Below are 24,832 nucleotides of genomic sequence, written 5' to 3'. Positions count from 1 at the left end.
GGACCTGCCACGGCACGGACTGGCAGTCGCCGCTGCCGATCAACCCTCGTCCTCGAGCAACCCCAGGTCCTCGACAACGAGGTCGGCCAGTTGCGCCTTGAGGTCCGGATCGACCTCCGCGATCGGTTCGCCGTCGTGAACGGTCTCGTTGTGACGCTCGATCGATTCGGCGAGTTCCGACAGCGGCACGCGGGTTCGCGTCTCGCACGCGGAACACTCCACCGGAACGCGGGCCTCGTCTGAATCCGTCATCACGTGGACACTCGAGGGGCACCCTCAAAGTGGTATCGTCGCCCGTGATCGAAGTGGCGACGTGGCATCGTCGCTCGCGAGGGGATCGAGGCTACACCCGCTCGGTCAGGCACACCTCCTCTGGCGTCACGTCGACGTCGAAACCCGCGAACTCGAAGCGGACGCGAACGTCGTCACCACCCTCGAGAACCTCGTTCAGGGCATCACCGTCGACGAAGTCGTACAGCGGCTCGAGGTCCTCCGGCTGACGGCCCGCAGCGGCTGCGACAGCCTGTACGACCGCGAGCGTCGGCGATTCCCCATCGACCGGCCAGTAGTGGTTCCCCATGTCTATCTCCGTTCTTCAAGAGTCGCTCGATACTGACTCTCGCGCCGGTTCCCACTTCTCGGGAACGATCGAGTGCGACGTTGTCTGGCTAGTCGACAGTCGCTGGTCCTCGAGTCTAGGCACACAGGAACACAGGAACACATCCTACATCGTCTTCAGCCCACTTCCTGTGAGCGGGACGACTACGTCATCGTCGTCGTCCAGGACGCCCGCCTCGCGGTACCGACGGAGGGCCGCCGGGGCCGCCGCGCACGTCGGCTCGACGTAGTAGCCGTTCCGGTGGAGCCGATCCAGGGTCGTCTCGAGGACGTTGCTCCCAAGCGCGATGGCGTCGCCGTCGGTCGCCTCGATGGCCTCGAGGATCTGGGTGCCGCGGGCGGGTTCGGCGATCTGGATGCCGTCGGCGATGTCGGTTCGTTCCCCGTCCTCGCCAGTGGTGTCGCCGCCGAGGGCGGCGACGATAGGTGCGTAGCCCGCCGCCTGGGCCCCGAGCAGGCGAGGCATCGACTCGACGATCCCGGCGTCGTTGAGTAACTTGAACCCCCGGTAGGCGCCCAGGAAGAGCGTTCCGTGGCCGATCGGGAGCACGAGCGCGTCCGGGACGGTCCACCCGCGCTGGGCGGCGATTTCGAACGCGAACGTCATCGTCCCCGCGTAGAACGCTGGGTTCCAAGCGTGGGAGGCGTACCACCCCTCGCCGCGCTCGACGGCGTCGAGACAGGCCGCCGTGACGTCCTCGCGACTCCCTTCGACGCGGACGGGGCGTGCGTCGACGCGCTGGATCGCCATCAGCTTCGACTGCTTGACGTCCGCTGGAACGTAGATGTCGGCCTCGAGGCCGGCTTTCGCCGCGTAGGTCGCGATGGCCGCTCCGGCGTTGCCCGAGGAGTCCTCGACGACCTTCTCGACGCCGAGTTCGACCGCCCGTGAGAGGGTCGTCGTCGCGCCGCGATCCTTGAACGAGCCCGTGGGGAAGACGTACTCGAGTTTGAACTGGGCGTCCCACTCGGGAGCGTCGACGAGCGGAGTGAACCCCTCGTGGAACGTCACGTGCTTCTCGATGGGGAGGAACTCGAAGAACGTCCACAGCCCCTCGGTGGTGTCGAGCTGGGAGAGCGGGAGCGGGTTCCCCTCGGGGTGGGGGCGAGCCGCGAACTCGAGGCCGTGCCCGCAGGTACAGCGCCAGGGCTCGGCCGGGCCGGCGGCGTACTCGGCCCCGCAGTCGGGACAGACGAGGTCGCTTGGTGTACCCACGTCAGATCACCTCGAGGTCGGTCCCGACCGAGCAGACGTACTCGCCGGTCGCGACCTGCGGGAGGCGCCGACTTCGCCAGAAGATGCCGTCGTTGTCGGCCGTCACGGTCGCCTTCGACTCGCCGAAGGGCGTCGTCACCTCGAAGAGGGTGTCGCCGGCCGCGACGCGCTCGCCCAGCGATGGCTCGAAGCGGACGAGGCCGCCGACCGGCGAGCCGTACTGGTCGAACCCGGTCGCTCGCGTCTGCTCGACGAGTTCGCCTTCGTCCTCGAGGAAGCCGTAGTACCGGAGGACGTTGAACAGTCCTGCGACGCCCTTCTCGATGCTCCCCTCGTCCCAGCCGACGGCTCCGCCGAGTTCGGGGTCGATCGTCGGGATGCCCTCGTTCGGTGCCGCGCGGGCGAGCTGTCCCTCGGGGCCTTTCTGGTCGAGAATGTGACCGCACTCGAGGGCGAACACGCGCGCGAGTTCGAGACACGACTCGTGGAGGCGGTGACGGTGACCACAGCGGACCCGCACCTCGTCGATCATGCGGCTGGTCGACCCCTGGTGGAGGTCCACGATGAGGTCGGCTTCGCGGGCGATCTGGAACGTGGCGTGGGCGATGCGCTCGCTCGAGGTGCCCGACTCGTTGCCGGGGTAGGTCCGGTTCATCTTCGTGTCGTCGATCGGGTTGCGGTGCTCGGCCACCTGGAAGGCGTGGTAGTTGACGACTCCCACGGCCAGGATGGTTCCCGACAGGTCGGTGGGGTCGACCCGTGGAACGGCGCGGCTGAGCACGCCGATGCCGTTCAACTCGTCGCCGTCGCTGGCTGCCTGCACGTAGAGCGTCTTCCCCGGTTCGGCGCCGTTGATCACGGCGACCGGGAGGCCGAACGGGCTGCCGTCTCGGGTTTCGCCGACCTCGAGTCGGCCCGTGTCGATCTCGCCGGGTGACGCGCTCGCCGTCCCGAGCGTCGTCGTCATGTGCCCGAGGAAGCGCCCGCCTGCCTTTACTGGTTCGGTCTTTCGGTGCGGGCGGGAGACGGCGTGACGCCCCGGGCGCTCGGATTTCGGCTCGCCAGGAGGGAAATGGCCATAGCGGTAGAACCAGAACCGGGACCGTATGAGCCTCGAGGACTCACAGACGGAGGCGGCCGATCCGCTCGACGCCTGGCGCCAGTTCTTCGCCCTCGAGCGAGACGTGATCGTCCTCTCGCTCGCCATGTTCGCGTTCAGCCTGAGCTTCCAGATGACGAGTCGCTACATGGCCGAGTACATGGTCGCGCTGGGGGCGACGGGCGTCGCCGTCGGGCTCTTCGGCACCTTTGGCAACGTGATCAGCGCCGTCTACCCCTACCCCGGCGGGGCGATCTCGGACCGAATCGGCTCGCGGTACGCGCTCACCGCGTTCGGCTTTCTCGCGACGGTCGGGTTCGGGATCTGGCTCGCGGCGCCCCTCCTCGCCGACGTCGCCGTCGGCCCTACCAACCTCGCCATCGTCGCCATCTTCCTCGGACTGATCCTCGCCCAGGCCTGGAAGTCCTTCGGCCTCGGGGCCACCTACGCCATCGTCAAGCAGGCCGTCCCGCCCTCACAGTTGGCGGCGGGATTCGCCAGCACCGAGAGTTTTCGACGCACCGCGTTCCTCGTCGGCCCCCTGATCGCCGCCCTCGTCTTCGCCCCCTTCACCAGCGCCAGCGACGAGGTGGTCTTCGCCTTCCAGCTGATCCTCGTCATCGCCGTCGCCTTCGGCGTCTTTGGGACCCTCGTCCAGCACCGGCTGTACGACTCGAGCGATGACTCCTTCGGCAAGGAGTTCGAGGGCATTTCCCAGCTTCTCGACGACCTCCGGAACCTCCCCGGCCCGCTGCGGCCGCTCCTGGTCGGGGACACCCTCGTCCGATTCGCCAACGGGATGGTGTACGTCTTCTTCGTCCTCGTCGTGACCGACTTTCTCGCGGTGGGTCTCGAGCTCCCGACGTCGGTTCCAGTCGTTGGGAACTCGCTCTCTCCCCAGGCGTACTTCGGATTGCTCCTGAGCCTCGAGATGGCGGTCGCCCTGCTGGTGATGATCCCGGCCGCGAAGGCCGCCGAGCACGTGGGACTGAAGCCGGTGGTCGCGCTCGGCTTTCTCGTCTATGCGGTGTTCCCGATCATGCTGATCTCGGTGCCCGAGGGCGGGGTTGGCGCGCTCTCCACGGCGGGGGTCCTCGCGGTCCTGTTCGCGTTCTCGGGCCTCCGATTCGCGGGTCTGCCGGCCCACAAGGCCCTGATCGTCGGCCCCGCCGAGATGGGCGCTGGGGGTCGAGTCACGGGCGCGTACTACCTCCTGCGGAACGTGATCGTGATCCCCAGTGCCGCCCTCGGGGGGTTCCTCTGGGCGGGGCTGTCGAATCCCCTGACGGGGGAGCCGATCCTGACCGGCGATCCGGTCCTCGCCTTCACCATCGCGACCGTCATCGGCCTCGTCGGGACGGGCTACTTCCTCGTCTTTGGCGAGGAGTTCGAAGCCTATCGGTAGCACGTGAACGAAGCGGGCCTTCTTTCGTCTCCTCCTTCAACCGGCGAACCAACGTACGGTAATGTATTTAACACATCACGACGCGGTTCCGACGTAACAGGTGGCGATACCCGTGACACGAACGACGGCGGCTGTGATTGGCGTGCTGATTATCGTCGGTGCCATCACGCTCCTGGCTCTTTACCCGTTTGCACCGGCGGACCACGAGGCGCCGTTCGATCCCGCCGATCCGGAGCGCTACGAGGCGTCGGGGACGATCCTGCTCGACGGCGAGACGTACGTCGACTACGAGGGTGCGGTCGCCGCCGACGGAACTGCGTATTTCCGGGCCCGGTCGGGCGACGGCTACGAGCGGGAGGTGTACGAGGAAGACGGCGTCGTCTACGCGAGACTCGAGACGACGGACGAATCGCGGATCGACGACGTCGAACGGGTCGTCGGCGGCGAGGTCGTCAGCCGGGAGGAAACCGACGGTCGCACCGTCGCGATTATCCGCGCCGAGGAACCGGACCAGCGCGTCGACGACTTCCTGATCGAGTGGAACCGCGTCGTGGTCGACACCCTGCAGTACTCCGCGTACGAACGCGTCGACGACGGCGTCCACGAACCGCAAAACGGCTGGGTCGACTCGAGTCGGGACTATCGAATCACCGGGGCGTCCGGCAAGTTAGTCGTCGACTCGGACGCCGGGACCGTCAGCCGGGCAGACGTCACTTTCGACAGGACCGTGGCCGGATCGTCGCTCGCGTACCTCCGCGAGCGCGACGACTCGGTCCGGTACGACCTCGAGTACGAGATGCGGGCTGGCGCCTCGAACGTTGAGGCTCCTGGGTGGGTCGAAAACGTTCGTTTGGGTGAGACCAGCGGAACCGACGATCGGTGACGGTCGGTCCATCGACTACCCGACGAGCGACTCGAACACACGTTCGACGATCAGTCCGAGCACGACAACCCCGAAACAAAAGAGTGCGTACAGCCCCACGACCTGGGCTATCTCGAGCGGCGTCGACCCTCCGACGAGTATCGCGAGCGCGGCGACGATCCCGCCCATGAATCCGATGGGGACGACGAACCACCGAAGAAACGGGTGGGCCTCGAGGAACGAACTGGCCCGGTGGACGTGGTCTGAAACCGACTGCGAGATCATGTACTCGTGCTAACTATATTCGAGCATATATCACTAACGGCGAACGTCATCGAGCGGTCGGGAGCCATCCGTGCGGAAGATTCATCGTTCGAAATCGTTCTCGGGGAGGGCTTCGGCGCCTCGAGACGCCGTCGACCGCTAGCAACGTCGTCGATCGCCACCGAGGACGACCTATCGGCCCAGATCCGCGTGTGCGCTCGCGAGGTGTCTCGAGGCCAGCGCCGCCAGCAGGGAGAGTTCGCCCGCCAGTGCACCGACCGCGATGACCTCCGCGAGGGCGTCGGCGTTGGACCCGGCTGGGTCGCCGCCGCCGCGCAGACCCAGCACGTCGAGCGCCTCGGACTGGGTCGGGAGTTTCGTGCCGCCGCCGACGGTGCCGACCTCGAGGGAGGCGAGCGAGACGGAGGCGTAGAGGTCACTCGAGCCGTTCTCGTCCCCATCGTCGTTCGGGCGGGCGTCCATCGTCGTAATCGCGTTCGCCCCCTCGACGACCTGGGCCTCGTCCTGGCCGGTCGCGAGGAAGGCCGCGCCGACGACGTTGGCCGCGTGGGCGTTGAACCCCAGGCTGCCCGCCTTGGCGCTCCCGATCAGGTTCTTGCGGGTGTTAGCCTCCGCGATGGCGTCGGCGGTCGTGTGCAGGCGGTCCTCGACGACCTCACCGGGGATCACAACGTCCGCCGTGACCGAGCGACCGCGGCCCTCGATGGCGTTGATCGCTGCGGGTTTCTTGTCCGAACAGAGGTTCCCCGAGACGGCGACCAGCGATGCGGGCGTGTGTTCTTCGACGACCGCACACGCTTCATCGGTGGCGATCGTGACCATGTTCATCCCCATCGCGTCCTTGGTGTCGTAGGCGAACCGCAGGAAGACCGAATCGCCGACGACGTACGGCTCGACGTCGAGCAACTGGCCGTGGCTCGTCGTGGACTCGGCGGCCTCGCGCAGGGCCTCGAGGTTCTCGCCGACCCACTCGACGGTCTCGGCGGCCTCGACGACGCCCTCGACCCGAAACACGGGGGCGCGGGTCATACCGTTCTTCGTCACGCGGGCGTTCGCGCCGCCGGCCGACTCGATCACCGAGAGGCCGCGATTGACCGAGGCCAGCAGGGCGCCCTCGGTTGTCGCCAGCGGCAGTCGGTACTGCCCGCTCGCGGCGCCGCCGTCGACGGTGACGGGGCCGGCGACGCCCATCGGCACCTGAGCCGCGCCGATCATGTTCTCGATTGCGGATTCGGCCACCTCGGCGTCGAAGGCGTACTCGCCGACCGTCTCGAGGTCGGCGTCGGTCTCGGCCTCGAGCAGGGCGCGACGGGCCGCGGTGGCGGTGTCGTGGTCGGCGTGCTCCTCTAGTTCGTGCAGTCGCAACTCGCCCGTCCGGACGCGCTCGGCAAGGGTCTCGGCGTCGGTCATGTGCGGGGAGTCGGTGCGGCGGGTGCTAAGGGTTGCTGATTCTCGGCAGGGACGTCGAAAGCCTGGGGGATGCACGTCCGAGCGCTAGAGTTTCACTATACTTTATATAGCAATGTCTGTGGATGGCGAGGACTCGAGTCCGGGCCCGAGCACGGCGAGTGCGTCCGCGTCCATAGACGGCCAGGTGCCCGCTTTCCCAACCGTTTTGCCCTCTCCGTACGCGCACTCGAGTATGACTGAAGCTGCCGACACGGTGCTCGTCGACGCCCGCGTCTACTCGCTGGCGGACGTGGACGGGACCGACCCCGACGCACCTGAACCCGATCCGGCGGAAGCGCTGGCGATCCGCGACGGCGAAATCGTCCGCGTCGGCTCCGAGTACGAGGTTCGCTTCCTCGAGGGCGTCGAAACCGATGTGATCGACTGTGAGGGCCGCCCCGTTCTTCCGGGATTCATCGACGCGCACACGCACGTGGAGAACATGGGCCAGTACCTCGTCCACGTCGACCTCTCCGCCGCCGAGACGCTCGAGGGTGCCCTCGACGCGCTCGCGACCCACGCCGATGACGCGAGCGACCGCGAGTGGCTCCTCGGCTTCGGCTACGACGAGAGCGCGTGGCCCGAGAACCGCTACCTCACTGCAGCCGATCTGGACGCCGTCAGCGAGGACCGTCCCGTCGTCGCGATGCGCGTCGACATGCACACTGCCTCGCTGAACTCGGTCACGCTCGAGCGCCTGGCCGGGTCGATGCCGGACGCCGACGTCGAAACCGAAGGCGGCGAGCCAACCGGCGTCGTGGTCGAGGAAGCGACCGAGGCCGTCTGGGAAGCCATCGAACCCGACTACGCGGAGACGCGCGACCTCGTCACCGCCGCCCTCGACCACGCGAACGCGCTGGGCGTGACCGGCGTTCACGACAAGGTCCGTCAGTCCCACGCTCCGCGAGTGTACCGGGATCTCGAGGCCGCGGACGCGCCTACCTGCCGGGTGCGACTGGATTACTGGAGCGACCACCTCGAGAGCCTGCTGGATGCCGGACTCGCGACGAACGGCGGGAGCGAGTTCGTCCAGGTCGGCGGGATCAAGTCCTTTACCGACGGGAGTTTCGGCGGCCGGACGGCGAAGCTGTTCGAGCCCTACCTCGACCGCCCAGAGGGCGGGACTGAGGGAGCGAATGATGGTCGCGGCCAGTGGGTCGTCGACCCCGACGAACTCGAGGCAATCGCCACGAAAGCCACTGCTGAGGGCGACTATCAGCTCACCGTCCACGCCATCGGCGACGAAGCGGTCGAGGAGACGATTTCGGCGTTCGAGGCGACGCCGAACGTCGAGTCGGCGCGCCACCGGGTCGAGCACGTCGAACTCACGACCGACGACCACCTCGAGCGGATGGCCGACGCGGGTATCGTCGCCTCCGTCCAGCCGAACTTCCTCCAGTGGGCGGACGAGGGCGGGATGTACGACCGGCGACTCGGCGAGGAGCGACGCCGACGAACGGACCGCTATCGGTCGATGCTCGAGGCGGGCGTTCCGCTGGCGTTCGGTTCGGATTGCATGCCGCTCGACCCGTTACTGGGGGTTCACCACGCGGTGAACGCGCCCGTCGAAGCCCAGCGGCTCTCGGTGACCGCCGCACTCCGGGCCTACACCGCGGGCGCAGCCTACGCCGGGTTCGACGAGGACCGACTGGGGACGCTCGAAGTCGGCAAGAAGGCGGATATCACGGTTCTCGAGGCGTCGCCGTGGGATCAGCCGGAGAAAATCGACGAGATCGACGTCGCGACGACGCTCGTCGACGGGGCCGTAGTCCACGACGCGGGGCTTGAATCGAACTGACGATCGGAGCGTCAGCAGACCTCGTCTTCGTCGGGTGCGTCGTCCTCCACACCGTCGTCCGCACCGTCTCCGTCATCGGGGTCGTCGCCGGACGATCCGTCCTCGCGACCGTCCCCGGAACCAGTTCCCGATTCATCGTTTCCGTCTTCGTTCTGGTCTTCGTTCTCACCCTCGTCCGTTTCGGCCGGACGCAATGCCCGGATTCGGTCGCGACCATAATTGCGTCCGTAATCGTACAGCGTCTCCTCGTCGACCGCTCGCACTCTGAACACGTCGATATCGGCCTCATCGGCTGGCATGTCCCATCGCACTGTGCCGTCCTCGACGTCGAATCCAGACGCCGTTCGCCCCTCTCCCCACATCGTCTCGCTCGTGACGACGAGCGTGTCGCCGACGAGCGTCACGCTCCCGCCGTCTCCAAGTGCCGCTTTGGAAGCGTAGCCATCGCTCCACCCACCTTCCTCGTGACTCACGTAAACCCCCAAATCGTCGTGGGAGGCCCTGGTCTCACCGGTCGCGGCGATCGGGCTGAATCCCGGGCGAGTGCTCGTCTCCCCGGTTTCCGGGTCGAACTCCAGACTCTCGACACCGGATCCGTGGAATCGGATGTACACCGCCTGTTCCGTTGCCGTCACCGGCCCATGCATTCGCGTTCCCAGGACACCGGATGATGTCCACGCCGTCTCGCCGGTGGTCGCGTCGAAGGCCGCGATGTTCCCCTCGGCAGTTATCGCATAAGCCTGCTCACCCGCGACGGCCACCGGCTCCGTCTCGAGCGCCTCCCCATCGTCGGAGATTTCGACAGTCTCGCGCTGCCAGTCGATCGAGCCGTCCGCCGGGTCGAGTGCGTAGAGCGTCCCGTTCGCGACGGTGTACAGGCGTCCGTAGACGACCGTCGGACTCGAGACGGTCGGGTCGTCGGCCTCGAACTCGCGCGTCCAGCGGACCGAGCCGTCCGCGGCGTTGAGCGCCGTCAGCTGTTCGCCGCCGACGTAGACGGAATCGCCGGCCACCGCGGGCGTCCCGTCGGCGGGCAGTCCCTCGCTCACCCACTGGACGGAGCCGTCCGCCGCGTCCAGGGCGTGGACCTCGGAAGGGCCTTCGGCGGCAGTCGTGCAAACGTAGACGCGGCCGTCGACGACGGCGATGTCTCCGCCCTGGTCGTACTCCCAGGCGACTCGCTCCGGTTCCGGAAACTCGCCGTCCGTGGGTAGGTATCTGGCGTTCCCGGGGTTCCCACCGTAGGACGACCAGCCGGTCGGTTCCTCGAGGCCGGCTTCGGCCGTCCCCTCCGATGTCACTCCTGCCGTAGCGAGGACACTTCCAGCGACGAGCGTTCCACCGGCTGCCAATACGGATCTTCGATTCCAGTCTGGCATACTCCATTCGCCGACAGATAGTATGATTACTAACAGGTCATTAGAGCAGAATTGCGAATGAGCCAACTGTTGCAACCAGCTAAAAAACGGCATCGACTGGTGTTTTGGTCGGGACGTTCCGGTTACCCGGACTGGACATTATGGTGACTGGTTCGGGTCGAACTGACGCCGCGAGCGTCAGCCGACCGGCTGACGATCAGGCCCGATCGAGTCGAGCGACGAAGAACGTCCACGGGTGGCCCTCGTCTTCTCCATCGCCTTCGCTGCCGTTGTCCTCTCCGTACTCGTCTTTCCCTTCGCCGTCGTTGTCGGCGAACTCCTCCGGCACACCCCACTCCTCGAGCACCTCGAATCCCGCCTCCTGCAACTGACCCCGCGTCGCCTCCGCGCCCGCGATCTCCCAGGCCATCTCGACGCCGCTCTCGAGCCAGTCCGGGTTCTCGCCGGTCCAGGCGTTCGTCCCCTCACACAGGAGGAGTCGTCCGCCCGGTCGGAGGACGCGCGCGAACTCGTCAATCACGTTTCCATGGGCCTCGAGCGGGACGTGGATCAGCGACCAGTAGGCGACGACCGCATCGAACGACGACTCCTCAAGCGGGAGCGTCGTCATGTCCCCCTGGAGGAGGTCGGCCCCGGGCGCGGCGTCGGTCGCCAGTCGCAGCTGTTCGCGCGAGAAGTCGAGCCCGACGGCGGTCGTCGTCTCGGCCAGCCGCGACAGTACGGGGGTTCCCTGGCCACAGCCCGCGTCGAGAACGCGTTGGGGGTTCTCGAGCGAGCCCAGAAAGCGCTCGAGGACCCTCGTCCCGGGGCCGTCGTCCGATCGCTGGGCCGCGTAGACCGGGGACAGTTCGTCGTAGCTCCGGCGAACGGCGTTCCTGTCGGCCATTTCGATAGTGTCTCGAGGCATCCCTGTTGAACTTTTTCGTGCCGTGTTAGCATCGATTGTGCGGCTCTCGAGCGCGCCCGAGACCGAAACGGCCGTAGGGGCTCGCCACCAGATACCGGTATGCACGCGAGCGTCATCGAGTCGATCCACGACGACCACGGCGCGACGTTCACTGAACGCGGCGGGCGCCGCGTCGTCGACCACTACGGCCGGCCCGAACGCGCCCACCGCGCCGTCAGGAACGGCGTCGGGCTGATCGAGGCCGCCTACGGCGTGATCGTCGTCGAGGGCGACGATCGCCTCGAGTACGTCGATAACGTCGTCTCGAATCGAGTCCCTGGCACCGACGGCGAAGGGTGCTACGCCCTGTTGCTCGATCCCCAGGGTCGAATCGAGTCCGATCTGTACGTCTACAACGCGGGCGAGCGCCTGCTCCTCTTCACGCCGCCCGGTCACGCTGCGGACATCGCCGCCGACTGGTCCGAGAAGGTGTTCATCCAGGACGTCGAGATCCGCGAGGCGAGCGACGAGTTCGCCATCTTCGGGGTTCACGGCCCGAATGCGACCGAGAAGATCGCGAGCGTGCTCAACGGGGCCGCCGCGCCCGAGGATCGGTTCACGTTCGTCCGGGGCTCGATGGGTGACGCCGGGGTTAGCGTCGTGCGAACCGACGACCTCGCCGGCGAGGAGAGTTACGAGGTCGTCTGCGGCGTCGACGTCGCACCCGACGTCTACGAGGTGCTCTCGATCCAGGGGCTCAACGCGGCTCCGTTCGGCTACCGAACCTGGGACACCCTCACGCTCGAGGCCGGCACCCCGATATTCGAGTCGGAACTCGAGGGGACGATTCCGAACGTACTCGGACTGGACCTGGCGCTGGACTTCGAAAAGGGGTGTTACGTCGGCCAGGAGGTCGTCTCGCGGGTCGAGAATCGGGGACGGCCGAGTCGCAAGTTGATCGGGTTGATTCTCGAGTCCGGTTTCAGTCCGGATTCCGATTCCGGTCTCGAACCCGATACCAACCCGGAGTCCGAATCGCCGACCGACGCCCTGCCGACAGCGGGGGCGACCGTCTTCGACGGCGACGCCACCGTCGGCGAGATCACCCGCGCCGCGGTCAGCCCCATCCTCGAGGAGCCGATCGCGCTCGCGCTCGTCGAGTACGACCTCGAGGCTCTCGAGCTCTCGGTTCGGGTGGGCGGCGAGGAAGTGGACGCGACGTCGATGGAGCTCCCGTTCGTGGAGGGATCGGAGCGATCCGCGCGTATGCCGGGTTACGAGTGAGTCTCTCGGAGTGAACGCGTCGGAGGGGGTGTCTCGGAGTGGAAACCACGGAATAGGCTTCTCGAGGTCCGAGCGAGACGGATTCGAGAATCGACCGATCGTCTCGCGTCCCGCGTCCTACGTCACCGAAGCCGCGTCTCGAGGTGGACGATCGACCCCTTCTCGATCGTGAACGTATCGACGAACGCGAACAGCGCGTCGCCGTCGCCCCCGTCTTCGAGTACGCGTCCCTCGACCACGACGGTGTTCCCGTCGCCGGTACTGTCGTCGATGACGTGGGCGGTGTCGGGGCTCGGTCGCTCCTCGCGCATGAACCGAACGAAGGCGTCCCGTCCCTCGAACCGACGGTCGGGCCGTTCCTGGACGAACGTCGGGCTCAGGATCGACTCGAGGGCGTCGTACTCGTGGCGATCGAGGGCGTCGTAGTAGCGCTCGACCGGCGTCGGCGTGGGTGGGTGGCTCGAGGGCATGTAAGCGCGTATCGGTGCCGAGCCAGCTGTCGGGAGATCAGACAACGCGCGGCACCTCCTGTGAACGGTTCGTCGTTGTGGACGATTCGTTGTAGTTCCACCGACGTCCTTGACGGCGGGCCGAGAGGAACAAGAACCTCCGACCCAAACGTTCGGGCGATGAAAAACCCGGGCATTCTGTGGATGCTGCAGGTCGGCCTCGGCCTCTCGCTGGCCGGGCCGATGTTCGTCGCCGGCGTTCTCTTCGTCACCGACGGGCGATACCTGTTCGGCGGCTTCGTGTTCGTCTGCGGACTCGCTGCGCTCTTCGCGCCGAATCTCCTCCTGCGACGGGTCGGGGGCCCGCGATCGTGGATCGGACGACTCACCAGCGGTCCGCGAACGAGGCTTCGGCGCCGGCTCCCCGGTCGCAGCGACGACCCGTCCGACGAGAGCGAGGAAGAGAGCTCGAGCGTCGAGTCAGCCGAAGAGGGCTCGAGTGCGGAGTCAGCCGAGGACGGGACGACCGAGACCAGCGGGGTAGATGGGGTACTCGCGCGACTTCGAAACCGCTGATTGCGGATCGTCGTCAGCCTCGTGCCGGCTCCGTTCGACGGTTCGGACCTGGACGTCGACGCGCGAACGGTCGATCTTCGCTCACGCTTGCATTCGCTCTCATACTCCCAACGTGTACTCGCACTCGGGTGCTCGAGTAGCGGACTCCCGATCGAACGACGGACCTTACGCTCGAATGATGGTCCACGAACGCTCGAGCGAAGACCCGCGAACGCTCGAGTGATGGCCTCACGTCCGATCGACGTCGACCGAAACCTCACACCGCTCGTCCGCGGACTCGTAGGCCGCCTCGACCACCGCGAGGTCGGCCACGCCGTCCTCGCCGTCGGGCTCGGGCGTCGTCCCGGTGAGCACGCAGTAGCCGAAGTAATCGAACTCCTCGCGAACCTCGTCGGTGGGCTCGCCGGTGTACTCCATGCATACGTCGTCGTACTCGACGCGAATCTCGTGGGGGACGACGCCGCCGAACGGCGAGGAAACCAGGACCGATCCATCGGTGCCGACCAGTTTCAGTTGACTGCTCGCGTGAGCGTCGTAGCTGGCGGTACAGGAGGCCGTCGCGCCGGTCTGTAACTCGAACTGGAAGGCCACGTCCCGGTCGACGGGCTCGAACGGGGGCTCGGTGTACGTGTTCGCGTAGACGCAGACGGGTTCGCACTCGAGCAGGAACCGGATGCCGTTCAGCGGATAGATGCCCAGGTCGACGAGCGCGCCGCCGCCGGCCAGTTCCGGATCGAGGCGCCAGGTGTCGGGGTCGGTCTCCTCGAGTAGCGGGTGTGAGAAACTGGCGTGAATCTGGACGATGTCGCCGACCACCCCGTTGGCGACGACCTCTCGCGCCCGGCGAACGATCGGTTCCGTCTGGTGGCGGTAGGCGGTCATGAGCGTCACGCCGGCGTCCTCGCAGGCGTCGACGATCGCCTGGGCGCGCTCGACGCTCGTCTCGAGCGGTTTCTCGCAGATGACGTGAGCGCCCTGCTCGGCGGCCGCGATGGCATACTCGCCGTGGCGCGCGTTGGGCGTCGAGACGTAGACGGCGTCGTAGGCGTCGGCGTAGTCGCCCGACTTGAACGCGTCGTAGTCGATGCAGTGGTCGACGTCGGCGGCGATCGATTCCGCCGCCACCGACTCCGGCGAACTCGTGACCAGGGCGGTCGTCTCGCAGTACTCGCCGGCCTCGATTCCCGGGAGCGCCCGGTTGCGCGCGAACCCGCCCACGCCGACGATGGCGATCCTGACCGTCCCGTCGACCGATTCCTGCTCCCAGTCGCGACGGGTGATCTCCCTGAAGTGTTCCTCGAGTTCCATAGCGGGTGTTGGTGAGCCAGGGAAATAGGCGCAGTGCCCTCGTGTCCGACTGACACCCGACCAGTCCTCGGGGCTGGCGAACGTTATCGGAACATAGGTCTGCACTCGACCTCTTTGAAGGAAAAATATTTTCAATACTGGGGTATGAGCTCTCTCTAGAGACGAGAGACGATTATGGTTACACTAGATACGGCAGACCTCGATACCGAACTCAGTCTGTTCAAGTACGACAATCTCGAGCAATTACCACCGAGGTATCGCGACCTCGAAGCCGATGAGCGAACGGCGCGGATCGAGGCGGCGCTCGCGGAACTGGGCGACGACGTGGTCGTCCTCGGGCACAACTACCAGCGTCGAGAGATCGTCGAGCACGCGGATTTCGTGGGCGACTCCTACCAGCTATCGGTCGAGGCCGCCGAGAGCGACGCGAAGTACGTCGTCTTCGGCGGCGTCACCTTCATGGCCGAGAGCGCGGACATCATCACCGACGACGACCAGACCGTGATCCTGCCGAGCATGGAGGCGTCGTGCCCGATGGCCGGGATGGCCGAAGCCCTCCAGGTCGACGCCGCCTGGGCCGAAATCACCGCGGCCGCACCAGAAGCGAATATCATCCCGATCACGTACATGAACTCCTACGCCGACCTGAAGGCGTTCTGTGCCGATCAGGGCGGCCTCGTCTGCACCTCCTCGAACGCCCATCGTGCCTTCGAGTGGGCGTTCGAACGCGGCGACAAGGTGCTCTTCTTGCCCGACAAGCACCTCGGAGAGAACACGGCCTACAGGCTGGGAATGGAAGACCGGATCGCCGAGTGGGACCCCTGGGACCCTGCGGGGAAGGATCCGGCCGAGGTCGCCGAGAGCGACATTATCTGCTGGGAGGGTTACTGCCAGGTCCACGAGCGCTTCCGGGTCGAGCACATCGAGCGGGTTCGCGACGAGAATCCGGATGCGAAGGTCATCGTCCACCCCGAGTGTCGCCGCGAGGTCGTCGAGGCGGCCGACAAAGCGGGCTCCACGGCGGAAATCTGCCGGACGGTCGAAAGCGCCGCCCCCGGCGACACCTGGGCCATCGGTACCGAAATCCACCTGACGAACCACCTCCAGCGCTGGCACCCCGAGGTGAACGTCCTCCCGCTGTGTGGCGAGGCCTGCATGGACTGCAACGCCATGCGTCAGATCGACCCCAACTACCTCGCCTGGGTCCTCGAGGAACTCGTCGAGGGCCGCGAGCGCAACGTGATCGAGGTCGCCCCCGAAGAGAAAGCGCTGGCGAAGGTCGCCCTCGATCGGATGCTCGAGGTGTGAGCGATGGGTGACGAATCAGCCACACCGGATACCGCGGACGTCCTCGTCGTCGGCAGCGGCATCGCGGGCTGTGCGGCCGCCCTCGCCGCGGTACGGGAAGGCGCCGACGTGTGCCTCGTGACCAAAGCCGCACGACCCGACGACGCCAGCACCGACTGGGCCCAGGGCGGTATCTCGACGACCCGCGGCAATCCCCGGGCGCTGAAAGCCGACATTCTCGCGGCCAGCGACCGCACTGCCGATCCCGACGCGGTCGACGTCCTGGTCGAGAACGCCGACGCTGCCGTCGAGGACGTGTTGCTCGAGACGCTCGAGATCGACTTCGACTCGACGGGCGACGGCGCCAGCGGAAGCGACGGTGCCAGCACGTTCGACTACGCTCGCGAGGCCGCCCACTCCGAGGAGCGAATCCTGCACGTCGACGCCGCGACGGGAACGCACATCCTCCGGCCGTTCCTCCAGTACGTCGACGACCACGAGTGCATCGAGGTCCGGGACGACACCGCCGCCCTCGAGTTGCTCACCCACGAGGGGCGGGTCCACGGCGTCGTCACCGACAGCGACCCCACGGGCCACCCGATCTACGCAGGAACCACGATCCTCGCCACCGGCGGCGTCGGTTCGCTGTACGCTCGCTCGACGAATCCCGAGGGGGCGACCGGCGACGGGATCGCGATGGCCGCCCTCGCGGGGGCCGACGTCGCCGACCTCGAGTACGTCCAGTTTCACCCGACGGCGTACGCGGGAAGCGGCGAGCCCTTCCTCCTCTCGGAGGCCCTCCGCGGCGAGGGGGCACTGTTGCGAAACGGCGACGGTGAGCGATTCATGCCGGAGTACCACCCCGACGCCGAACTCGCCCCGCGTGACGTCGTCGCCCGCGCCGTCGCCACCGAACGCGAGGCCACGGGCGAGGTCGTCCTGGACGTAGGGCCCGTCGCGTTCGAGACGGAGTTCCCCGCACTCGCCGAGAAGTGTCACGACCGCGGCGTCGCCGACGACGAGATCCCGGTCGCCCCCTGCGAGCACTTCCTCTGTGGCGGGATCGACGTCGACGACCGCGGGCGAACCTCGCTCGAGCGCCTCTACGCCGTCGGTGAGTGCGCCCGGACGGGCGTCCACGGCGCGAACCGACTGGCGAGCACGAGCCTGCTCGAGGGACTGGTCTGGGGACTTCGTGCGGGCGAGCACGCGGCGGGGCTCGACGCCGACGCCGAAATGGTGGAGGCACCGACCCTTCGAAACAGCGACCCCGCCCTCCCGCCACGGTTCGCCGCCGAGAAGTTCGCCCGCCTGCAGCGGACGATGGACGAGCACCTGGGCCTCGAGCGCGATCTCGAAGACGTCGCCCGCGCCGCCGGCGTCCTCCGACGGCTCAAGGGCGAGGTCGACGCCTACGTCCGGACGCGCACGGCGCGAGACCTGTACGAACTCCGGAACGCGAGCGTGACCGCGCTTCTGATCGCCCGCGCAGCCCGGGAAAATTCCGAGTCGGCGGGGTGTCACTACGTCGTCGACGACGCGCCGCTCGCACGGTAGTCGACGCGCTCTCGAAAACCTCTGCCTCGAGTCCGGCGTCTACCGTTCCGAAGCGACCGTCCTGGTGCCGCTCGTAGACGGCGGCGATGGATCTGGCACGTCGCTCTCGCCGGGGACGGGAACGGCGGCCTGGTGGACGGTGACGTCGCGCTGGGGGAACGGAATCTCGATCTCCGCGGCGTTCAGCGCCTTGTACATCGCTCGATTGAGTTTGTGTCGGGCTTTGTTGGCGCGAGTCGGTGACGCCACCCAGCAGAGCAGTTCGTACTCGAGCGCCGAGTCGCCGAACGAACGAAATCGCATCCGGGGCTTCGGCGAGTCGAGGACGAGCGGTTCCTCGTCTGCCAGTTCCAGGACGAGTTCCTCGAACGCGTCGATGTCCGTCCCGTAGGCGACGCCGATCGGGACTTTGAGCCGCCGCCGACGGTTGGGAGCCGACTGGTTGATGACCTTCGCGGCGTTCAGCGCCGCGTTCGGCACCGTGATCAGCACCTCGTCGCGCATCATCAGTGTCGTCGACCTGACGCCGACTTTGACGACCGTGCCGGCCTCGCCGGTATCCAGTTCGATGTAGTCGCCGAGTTTGTACGTATCGTCGAAGTACAGCGCGATCCCGCCAAAGAAGTTGGCGACGGTGTCCCGGGCGGCGAAACCGACGGCGATGCCGGCGACGCCCGCCGCGCCGAGCAGCGGCGAGATGCTGTACTCCCACAGCGACAGCAGGATACCGATGGTGCCGACGACCACGATCAGCGTCCAGACGTTCGAGAAGACCGGCGCGAAGTCGAACCGCGAGCCCTTGTCCTTGACCTCCTCGACGAACCGGTTGACGAGACGATTCGACGCGAACGCCCAGGCGACGACGATGACCGACAGCGACGGCTTCCCGAAGAACGTGTCGAGTTGTGCCGTCGTAAGCAGGACGTTTTCGGTGACCGACGGGATCTGCGTGAGCACGTAGACGCCCGCCAGCGCGGCCGTCAGCACGACTGGCGCCCGAAGTTCCTGGACGAGGATGTTGTCGTACTGGGTCTTCGTTCGACTGGTGTAGCGCAGGAGCGTCCGGAGGATCACGACCTCGAGGAGGGCGGCGATACCGAACGAGATGCCGACGAGCAAGAGGGTCGCCTGCCAGGCGGGGACCTCCTCGAACAGCGCAGCGAGCGAACCGAGGAGCGCGTCTATCATGACAGAGACTGGGTGGTGGTGGACGTAACTGTTTCCTTCCCCTGAACGTAAGGATTTTCGAGTTGTCAGCCAAATTGTCAGCTCTGAGAGTGTGATGGAATCGCCGATCTTCGAACTGTCGACGCGCCTGCCGACCCGCCGAAAACGGGCGCTTTTATTCGCCAGGAACGCGCAGCCGCGAACGACACTCGCATGATCTCCGACCTACACATCGACCGCTGGCTCCGCGAGGACCTCGGCCACCACGACGTGACGAACGACGTTCCAGGCGAGACGACCGGTCGCCTCGTCGCCAAGGAGGCGGGCACCGTCGCTGGCCTCGAGGCCGCGTGCGGCGTGTTCGAGTACCTCGACGTCGACGTGCTGGAGGCTCTCGAGGACGGTACCGAGGTCGACGTCGGCGACGTCGTGCTCCGCGTCGAGGGTCCGACTCGCGACGTATTGCGCGGCGAACGCGTCGCCGTCAACCTCGCCGGTCACGCCTCGGGGATCGCCACGCGGACGGCTCGCGCGGTCGAGGCGGCCCGCCAGGGCGGCGAGTCGGGGCGCACCCGAATTGCGGCGACCCGGAAGACCACGCCCGGTCTCCGGGGACTCGAGAAGCGCGCCGTCGTCGCCGGCGGGGGCGACACCCACCGCCTCGACCTCTCGCACATGGTCATGGTCAAGGACAACCACGTCGCCGAGATGGGGCTCGATGCGGCCGTCTCCCACTTCCGCGAGCGCGTCTCCTTCGCCACGAAGATCGAGGTGGAAGTCGAGTCGCCCGCCCAGGCAGTTCGGGCGGCCAAGGCTGGAGCCGATATCGTCTTGCTCGACAACATGGATCCCGAAACGGTCGAGGAGGCACTGGCGGCGCTCGAGGACGGCGAGTTCCGAGTTGGGGACGGCGACAGTACAGGTGCCAACCGCGTGCTGACCGAAGCCAGCGGCGGGATCACCCTCGAGACCGTGCCCGCGTACGCGGCGACGGGCGTCGACGTGATCTCGATGGGGTCGCTGACGCACTCCGCGCCGTCGCTCGATCTCTCCTTTCGGACGGGACCTTCGTCTCCGTCGTAGGTGCTTGACGCCGGTCATTCGAGCGCCTTTTCCATCGAGACGAACGCGTAGTCGTGACGCGAGGACTCGTGGTACTCGGTCGGTTCGTACCCGCGCTCGCGGTACCACTCGAGGAGGAACGGGTGTTCGTCGAACGTCGTCAACTGGACGCAGTCGTACTCGCGCTCGCGAGCGAGTTCCTCGACGCGGTCGACGAGCATCGTCGCCACCCCTTCGCCCTGCCAGTCGGGATGAACCGCCAGCCGCTCGAGGTACGGTTCGTCGCGTTCCTCAAGGAGACGGACGGTGCCGACGAACTCGTCTTCGTCAGTGGAGGCGTCGGAGCCGGTGGAGGCTGCCGCAGGGCCGGTGGCTGCCGTGCCGTCGGCGCTCGCGACCAGCGTCACGGCCTCGCGCTCGAGCCACTCCGCGACGGTTTCGGCGTCAATTTCGGTCATTCGCGAGGGGTACCCGAGTTGAGCGGCGCTCGCGTAGGCCTGCCGGTAGAGCCGCGCGATGGCGGGGGCGTCCGCGCCCGTCGCCCGTCGGATGTCGAGACGGGACATACTCGAGGCACGGTCAGGAGAGCGGAAAGAGCCGTCGAATCGCTCGCGAGCGGTCACCTGAGCTCGAGTATCGCGCCGAGCCGCCAGAGGCTCCAGGCGACCACCACGACGACGAGACCGCCGAGCAATACGAACAACGGGAGGTCCTCGATCCCCGGCGGCCGAAGGTCGGTGAGATCGAACACGCCGAGCCGGTCGAGCAGCCAGCTCGCGACGGCGACGGCGAGCGCAGTCCCCACGACGGCGACGGCGGTTCGGTTCTCGCGGATTCGATTTCCGCTCGTCGTCCGTTCTGATCCGCTATTTTGGTCGTCCATGGCGTTTTCGACTCGTTTCATCGTGAAGATAGGCGCGGTGGCCGTGAAACCGTCGTCCCTGCAGATTCCGGCCGCGGCCTCGGTTCCGGGGCCAGAGAGACGACTCGCCCCGGACGCCGGAACTGACAGGTTCTGTCGCTGATGCAAGTGCTTTTACGCTTCGCGGCGGTCTTTAGGGGTGAATGCCGTCATCTCCGTACGGAGACGCAGATCCGGCACTTGCCGCCTACATCCGCCAGCAGGAAGCCATCGCCGAACTCGGCCAGCAGGGGCTCGAGACCGACGACCTCGATCGACTGATGCACGACGCGACGGTCGCACTCGTCGAGACGCTCGACGCCGAGTACGCCAAAGTTCTCGAGTTGCTTCCCGACGGGGAGGCGGTCTTGCTTCGACAGGGGGTCGGCTGGGACGACGGACTGGCGGGAACCGCGACGGTGCCGACCGACCAGGACTCCCAGGCTGGCTACACCCTCCTGACCGAAGAACCGGTCGTGGTCGATGACCTCCACACGGAGGAGCGATTCTCCGGGCCGGACCTGCTGACCGATCACGACGTCCGCAGCGGCGTGAGCGTCGTCATCGGGTCGGTGGACGACCCCTGGGGCGTCCTGGGTGTCCACACGACCGACGCGCGCGAGTTCACCGAGCACGACGCGACCTTCGTTCAGAGCGTCGCCAACGTGCTCGCGACGGCGATCGAAAACACGCGGACACAGCGGCGATTCCAGGCCATCTTCGAGGATCCCAACATCCTGGTCGGGCTGCTCGAGCCGGACGGGACGGTGATGGACATCAACCAGACGGCGATGGAGTACATCGACGCCGACCTCGCCGACGTGACCGGCGAACTGTTCTGGGAGACGCCGTGGTGGGGTGAGGGAGACGACGTCCGGGCCGACGTAAAGGAGTGGACCGAACGCGCCGCAGCGGGCGAGTACGTCGAGTTCGAGGCCGACCTCACCAGGCCAGATGGTGAACGCTACACCCTCAACGGGACTTTCAGACCGGTGACCGACGACGACGGCGACGTCGTCTCGATCATCGTCTCCGATCGAGACGTCACCGAGCGCAAGCGACATCAGCGACGGCTCAGGAAGTCCGAACAGCGCCACCGCACCCTCGCCGAGAACTTCCCGAACGGGATCGTCACGATGTTCGACGACGACCTCCGGTACACGCTCGCGGCGGGACGGGGGTTCGAGGACCTGCCCGTCTCCTCGAGCGACCTCGAGGGGCAATTCGTCAGGGAGGCGTGGCCGGACGAAGTCGGCGAGACGCTCGAGTCGGCGTTCCGGGACGCCCTCGAGGGCGAGACGCGAACGGTCGACGTGGAGTACGCCCATCGGGAGTGGATTATTCGTGCCGTTCCGCTCACCGACGACGGCGGCGCGGTGTTCGGCGGGATGACCATCGCTCAAGACGTCACCGAACAGGTCGAACGCCAGCGAAAACTCGAGGAATCGAACGAGCGCCTCGAGCAGTTCGCCTACGCCGCCAGTCACGACCTCCAGGAGCCCCTGCGGATGGTCTCGAGCTATCTCCAGCTGATCGAACGGCGCTACGGCGACGACTTCGACGAGGACGGCGAGGAGTTCCTCGAGTATGCCGTCGACGGTGCCGATCGGATGCGCGAGATGATCGACGGTCTGCTCCAGTACTCCCGGGTAGATGCCCAGGGCGATCCGCTCGAACCGGTCGACCTCGAGGCGGTCGTCGAGGACGTGATCGAGGACCTCCATATCCAGCTCGAGGAGAGCGGAGCCGAGCTCGCGGTCGGTCCGTTGCCTCGCGTCGAAGGCGACGCCAGCCAGTTACGGCAGGTGTTCCAGAATCTCCTCTCGAACGCGATCGCCTACAGTGGTGACGAACCTCCGAGCATTCGCGTGACGGCCGATCGACGCGGCCAGCGATGGCTGGTCTCCGTTCGCGACGAGGGGATCGGCATCGATCCCGAGGATCAGGATCGGGTCTTCGAGGTGTTCCAGCGCCTCCACAGTCACGACGAACAGGCCGGAACCGGGATCGGCCTCGCGCTGTGTCAGCGAATCGTCGAACGTCACGGCGGGCGTCTCTGGGTCGAGTCCGAACCCGGCGAAGGCTCGACGTTCTCGTTTACGCTTCCAGCAGTCGAGGAGTAACTCGAGACTGTCCGAAATCGTTTTGGGTCAGACGATGGCGTCCCCTGTCGGTGAGGTCAGACGATGGCGTCCCCTGTCGGTGATGTCAGACGATAGTCGTCTCCTCGTCGATGAGGCTCAGACGATAGCCGTCTCCTCGTCGATGAACGTGTGATACCACGCGACGTAGGTGAGGATCAGCCAGAGCGTTCGTCCGACCGACTCCTCGCCGCGACGGTGGCGATCCCGCAACCCCGTAGCCCTGTCCGCGTCGACGTACGGCGTCTGTTCGAGGCGCCTGCGGTCGAACCACCGTTCGATCGCGTCGTGGTCCCCCCGGAACCAGTCCTCGACGGGCGGTCGCATCCCCATCTTCTTTCGTTCAAGGATCTCCCTGGGAAGTAGGTCGCTGACAGCACGTTTGAGCACGCGCTTGACGTCCTGGTCGGTCGCCTTGTACTCGATCGGGAGCGAGTGGGCAAACTCCACGACGTCGGTCGACAGGAACGGAACCCGGAGCTCGAGTGACTGGGCCATGCTCGTGTGGTCGGCCTTGAACAGGTGGAAGTTCGGGAGCGTCTGGCTCGTCTCGAACGCCGAGATGTGCTGTTCGGGCGTCGGGTCCTCGACCCGGCTCGTCACCTGACTCACGCTCGAGCGAAGGCCCGACGTCTCGGCGGTCTCGCCCGTGGTGAGGAAGTCGTCCGGCTCGGGACGGAACGGCATGAATCCGCAGGTGTTGTGGAGGACGAGTTCGGTGTTGTCCTTCAGCCAGGCGTAGTACTGCAGGTGTTTGGAACCGACGGGCGCCACCGTGGCGACGGCGCCGGCGACGTCGTGGGTGAACTTCGGGAGGAAGTCGACCTTCCGCTTGTACTGGGGAGCCTGCTGGTACCGCGAGTACCCCGCGAACAGTTCGTCGGCGCCCTCGCCGGCCAGGGCGACCTTCACGTCCTCGCGGGCGCGCCGGGAGAGCAAGAAGAGCGGCAGCATCTGCAGGTGCCCGGTCGGTTCGCCGAGGTGGCGAATCATGTCGTCGAACACGTCCATCGAGGAGAGGTCGACGTGCACCTCGTGGTGGTTCGTCCCAAAGTGATCCGCGACGAGGCGAGCCTCCGCGCTCTCGTCGAAGCGTTCGTCGCTGAAGGCGACGGAGTAGGTGTCGAGTGGCTCGTCCCGGAGGCTCGAGGCGATGCCGACGATTGCCGAGGAATCGAGGCCACCCGAGAGGAACGCCCCGACGGGGACGTCCGCCATGAGACGCTGTTCGACGGATCGCTCGAGTAAGGTCGACAGTCGGTCGGCGGCGTCCGCGAAACTCGTCGCCGCGCTGCCGGTCTCGACGTCGAGGAAACTCCAGTACTCGCGCTCTCGAACGCCGTCGGGGCCGATCTTCACGGTGTGCCCCGGCTTCACCTTTCGGACGTCCCGCAGGAGCGTTTGGGAGCCCGGCGCGTACTCGAGCGAGAAGTGGTTGAAGACGGCCGCGGGGTCGATGGATCGATTCACGCCGCCGATCAGGAGCGCCGGGAGCTCGCTCCCCCAGACGTAGCCCGCGTCCGTTCGCCCGTAGTACAGCGGTTTGATGCCCATCCGATCGCGAGCCAGAAAGATCGTTTGCGACGTAGCGTCCCATATGGAGAAGGCGAACATGCCCTCGAGGTGATCGAGCATCCGGTCGCCGTACGCCTCCCAGAGGTGGACCAGGACCTCGGTGTCGGACTGGCTCTCGAAGCGGTGGCCGTTCCGCCGGAGGGCTGCTCGCAACTCGTCGTGGTTGTAGATCTCGCCGTTGAAGACGACGCAGACGGTCTCGTCCTCGTTCCACTTCGGTTGGGAGCCGCCCTCGAGGTCGACGATTGCGAGGCGTCGCGCCCCCAGCATTACCCCCGCGTCGCGGTCGATATACTTGCCTTCGTCGTCGGGTCCTCGGTGTTCGATCCACTCGAGCATCGACGAGAGCGTCTCCTCGTCGACCCGACCGTACGCACCAACGATGCCACACATACGAACGGCATTCGGCGTTTCGGTCGTTGTTATGTCGTCGCTACCGCGTTGTAGTCGTTACCTGATATGTGTTCGACGGGTGACTGTGGGTTCGAGATGAAGGACCGAACGTCGCGTTCCTCGAGCACCGTTCGC

23 protein-coding genes are annotated in these 24,832 nt (G+C 66.6%); 9 read left to right on the top strand and 14 right to left on the bottom strand.

The window, feature by feature from the left end:
* Nucleotides 1–39: 39 nt before the first annotated feature.
* The 4 genes from J1N60_RS02690 to J1N60_RS02675 all read right to left on the bottom strand — a co-directional run bounded on the left by J1N60_RS02690 (nucleotide 40) and on the right by J1N60_RS02675 (nucleotide 2,801).
* Nucleotides 40–252: a DUF8149 family protein gene (locus tag J1N60_RS02690; protein ID WP_253431094.1), complete on the bottom strand. Its 213-nt coding sequence runs from the start codon at nucleotides 250–252 to the stop codon at nucleotides 40–42.
* Between the two features lie 91 nt (nucleotides 253–343).
* On the bottom strand, nucleotides 344–580 hold the full coding sequence (locus tag J1N60_RS02685) for a HalOD1 output domain-containing protein (RefSeq protein WP_312910485.1): 237 nt from the start codon (nucleotides 578–580) through the stop codon (nucleotides 344–346).
* A gap of 144 nt (nucleotides 581–724) precedes the next feature.
* On the bottom strand, nucleotides 725–1,834 hold the full coding sequence (locus tag J1N60_RS02680) for a pyridoxal-phosphate dependent enzyme (RefSeq protein ID WP_312910484.1): 1,110 nt from the start codon (nucleotides 1,832–1,834) through the stop codon (nucleotides 725–727).
* A gap of 1 nt (nucleotide 1,835) precedes the next feature.
* Entirely contained in the window at nucleotides 1,836–2,801 is a 966-nt protein-coding gene (locus J1N60_RS02675; protein WP_312910483.1) for a succinylglutamate desuccinylase/aspartoacylase family protein, read from the bottom strand.
* 139 nt (nucleotides 2,802–2,940) lie between these two features.
* On the opposite strand from J1N60_RS02675, the gene J1N60_RS02670 reads away from it, so the two are divergent.
* Both J1N60_RS02670 and J1N60_RS02665 read left to right on the top strand, forming a co-directional pair.
* Entirely contained in the window at nucleotides 2,941–4,338 is a 1,398-nt protein-coding gene (locus J1N60_RS02670) for an MFS transporter (RefSeq protein WP_312910481.1), read from the top strand.
* Nucleotides 4,339–4,450: 112 nt separating this feature from the next.
* Entirely contained in the window at nucleotides 4,451–5,221 is a 771-nt protein-coding gene (locus J1N60_RS02665) for a hypothetical protein (protein WP_312910480.1), read from the top strand.
* Between the two features lie 15 nt (nucleotides 5,222–5,236).
* Here J1N60_RS02665 and J1N60_RS02660 read toward each other — a convergent pair whose 3' ends face one another.
* Nucleotides 5,237–5,485, bottom strand: a complete 249-nt coding sequence (locus J1N60_RS02660) for a hypothetical protein (RefSeq protein WP_312910479.1) — start codon at nucleotides 5,483–5,485, stop codon at nucleotides 5,237–5,239.
* Nucleotides 5,486–5,656: 171 nt separating this feature from the next.
* Nucleotides 5,657–6,895 (bottom strand): hydroxymethylglutaryl-CoA reductase (NADPH), encoded by a 1,239-nt coding sequence (gene hmgA / locus J1N60_RS02655; protein ID WP_312910478.1) that lies wholly within the window; start codon nucleotides 6,893–6,895, stop codon nucleotides 5,657–5,659.
* A gap of 232 nt (nucleotides 6,896–7,127) precedes the next feature.
* Between hmgA and J1N60_RS02650 the strand changes: the two genes are divergently transcribed.
* Complete coding sequence (locus J1N60_RS02650) at nucleotides 7,128–8,732, top strand: amidohydrolase (protein ID WP_312910476.1); 1,605 nt, start codon at nucleotides 7,128–7,130, stop codon at nucleotides 8,730–8,732.
* A gap of 11 nt (nucleotides 8,733–8,743) precedes the next feature.
* Here J1N60_RS02650 and J1N60_RS02645 read toward each other — a convergent pair whose 3' ends face one another.
* Both J1N60_RS02645 and J1N60_RS02640 read right to left on the bottom strand, forming a co-directional pair.
* A complete protein-coding gene (locus J1N60_RS02645) occupies nucleotides 8,744–10,084 on the bottom strand; it encodes an outer membrane protein assembly factor BamB family protein (RefSeq protein WP_312910475.1) in 1,341 nt (446 codons plus the stop codon).
* Nucleotides 10,085–10,307: 223 nt separating this feature from the next.
* Nucleotides 10,308–10,997 carry a class I SAM-dependent methyltransferase gene (locus tag J1N60_RS02640; RefSeq protein ID WP_312910474.1) on the bottom strand — a complete coding sequence of 230 codons (690 nt, stop codon included), beginning with the start codon at nucleotides 10,995–10,997 and terminating at the stop codon, nucleotides 10,308–10,310.
* A gap of 120 nt (nucleotides 10,998–11,117) precedes the next feature.
* Between J1N60_RS02640 and ygfZ the strand changes: the two genes are divergently transcribed.
* A complete protein-coding gene (gene ygfZ, locus J1N60_RS02635; protein ID WP_312910473.1) occupies nucleotides 11,118–12,281 on the top strand; it encodes a CAF17-like 4Fe-4S cluster assembly/insertion protein YgfZ in 1,164 nt (387 codons plus the stop codon).
* A gap of 122 nt (nucleotides 12,282–12,403) precedes the next feature.
* On the opposite strand, the gene J1N60_RS02630 is transcribed toward ygfZ, so the two are convergent.
* Entirely contained in the window at nucleotides 12,404–12,796 is a 393-nt protein-coding gene (locus J1N60_RS02630; protein ID WP_425499318.1) for a nuclear transport factor 2 family protein, read from the bottom strand.
* A 114-nt stretch (nucleotides 12,797–12,910) separates the two neighbouring features.
* Here J1N60_RS02630 and J1N60_RS02625 point away from each other — a divergent pair, with 114 nt between their 5' ends.
* Nucleotides 12,911–13,306: a hypothetical protein gene (locus J1N60_RS02625; RefSeq protein ID WP_312910472.1), complete on the top strand. Its 396-nt coding sequence runs from the start codon at nucleotides 12,911–12,913 to the stop codon at nucleotides 13,304–13,306.
* 228 nt (nucleotides 13,307–13,534) lie between these two features.
* Here J1N60_RS02625 and gfo6 read toward each other — a convergent pair whose 3' ends face one another.
* The gene (gene gfo6, locus J1N60_RS02620; RefSeq protein ID WP_312910471.1) at nucleotides 13,535–14,614 is read right to left on the bottom strand and encodes a D-xylose 1-dehydrogenase Gfo6; all 1,080 of its coding nucleotides are present in this window, start codon (nucleotides 14,612–14,614) and stop codon (nucleotides 13,535–13,537) included.
* 174 nt (nucleotides 14,615–14,788) lie between these two features.
* Here gfo6 and nadA point away from each other — a divergent pair, with 174 nt between their 5' ends.
* Together nadA and J1N60_RS02610 are read left to right on the top strand one after the other, a co-directional pair.
* The gene (gene nadA / locus J1N60_RS02615) at nucleotides 14,789–15,922 is read left to right on the top strand and encodes a quinolinate synthase NadA (RefSeq protein WP_312910469.1); all 1,134 of its coding nucleotides are present in this window, start codon (nucleotides 14,789–14,791) and stop codon (nucleotides 15,920–15,922) included.
* A gap of 3 nt (nucleotides 15,923–15,925) precedes the next feature.
* Nucleotides 15,926–17,458: an L-aspartate oxidase gene (locus J1N60_RS02610; protein ID WP_312910467.1), complete on the top strand. Its 1,533-nt coding sequence runs from the start codon at nucleotides 15,926–15,928 to the stop codon at nucleotides 17,456–17,458.
* Between the two features lie 39 nt (nucleotides 17,459–17,497).
* Here J1N60_RS02610 and J1N60_RS02605 read toward each other — a convergent pair whose 3' ends face one another.
* Nucleotides 17,498–18,646, bottom strand: a complete 1,149-nt coding sequence (locus tag J1N60_RS02605; protein ID WP_312910465.1) for a mechanosensitive ion channel family protein — start codon at nucleotides 18,644–18,646, stop codon at nucleotides 17,498–17,500.
* Between the two features lie 192 nt (nucleotides 18,647–18,838).
* Here J1N60_RS02605 and nadC point away from each other — a divergent pair, with 192 nt between their 5' ends.
* Nucleotides 18,839–19,708: a carboxylating nicotinate-nucleotide diphosphorylase gene (gene nadC / locus J1N60_RS02600; protein WP_312910463.1), complete on the top strand. Its 870-nt coding sequence runs from the start codon at nucleotides 18,839–18,841 to the stop codon at nucleotides 19,706–19,708.
* Between the two features lie 14 nt (nucleotides 19,709–19,722).
* On the opposite strand, the gene J1N60_RS02595 is transcribed toward nadC, so the two are convergent.
* Together J1N60_RS02595 and J1N60_RS02590 are read right to left on the bottom strand one after the other, a co-directional pair.
* The gene (locus J1N60_RS02595; protein WP_312910461.1) at nucleotides 19,723–20,253 is read right to left on the bottom strand and encodes a GNAT family N-acetyltransferase; all 531 of its coding nucleotides are present in this window, start codon (nucleotides 20,251–20,253) and stop codon (nucleotides 19,723–19,725) included.
* A gap of 53 nt (nucleotides 20,254–20,306) precedes the next feature.
* Complete coding sequence (locus J1N60_RS02590) at nucleotides 20,307–20,570, bottom strand: hypothetical protein (protein WP_312910460.1); 264 nt, start codon at nucleotides 20,568–20,570, stop codon at nucleotides 20,307–20,309.
* A 182-nt stretch (nucleotides 20,571–20,752) separates the two neighbouring features.
* On the opposite strand from J1N60_RS02590, the gene J1N60_RS02585 reads away from it, so the two are divergent.
* Nucleotides 20,753–22,711 (top strand): ATP-binding protein, encoded by a 1,959-nt coding sequence (locus J1N60_RS02585; RefSeq protein ID WP_312910459.1) that lies wholly within the window; start codon nucleotides 20,753–20,755, stop codon nucleotides 22,709–22,711.
* A 117-nt stretch (nucleotides 22,712–22,828) separates the two neighbouring features.
* Here J1N60_RS02585 and asnB read toward each other — a convergent pair whose 3' ends face one another.
* Nucleotides 22,829–24,697, bottom strand: a complete 1,869-nt coding sequence (asnB, locus tag J1N60_RS02580) for an asparagine synthase (glutamine-hydrolyzing) (protein WP_312910458.1) — start codon at nucleotides 24,695–24,697, stop codon at nucleotides 22,829–22,831.
* Nucleotides 24,698–24,832: the final 135 nt, after the last annotated feature.

The organism is Natronosalvus caseinilyticus (genome assembly GCF_017357105.1).
Lineage (GTDB): Archaea > Halobacteriota > Halobacteria > Halobacteriales > Natrialbaceae > Natronosalvus > Natronosalvus caseinilyticus.
Note: the sequence above shows the minus strand (reverse complement) of the source record. Positions and strands in the feature narration are given on the sequence as shown.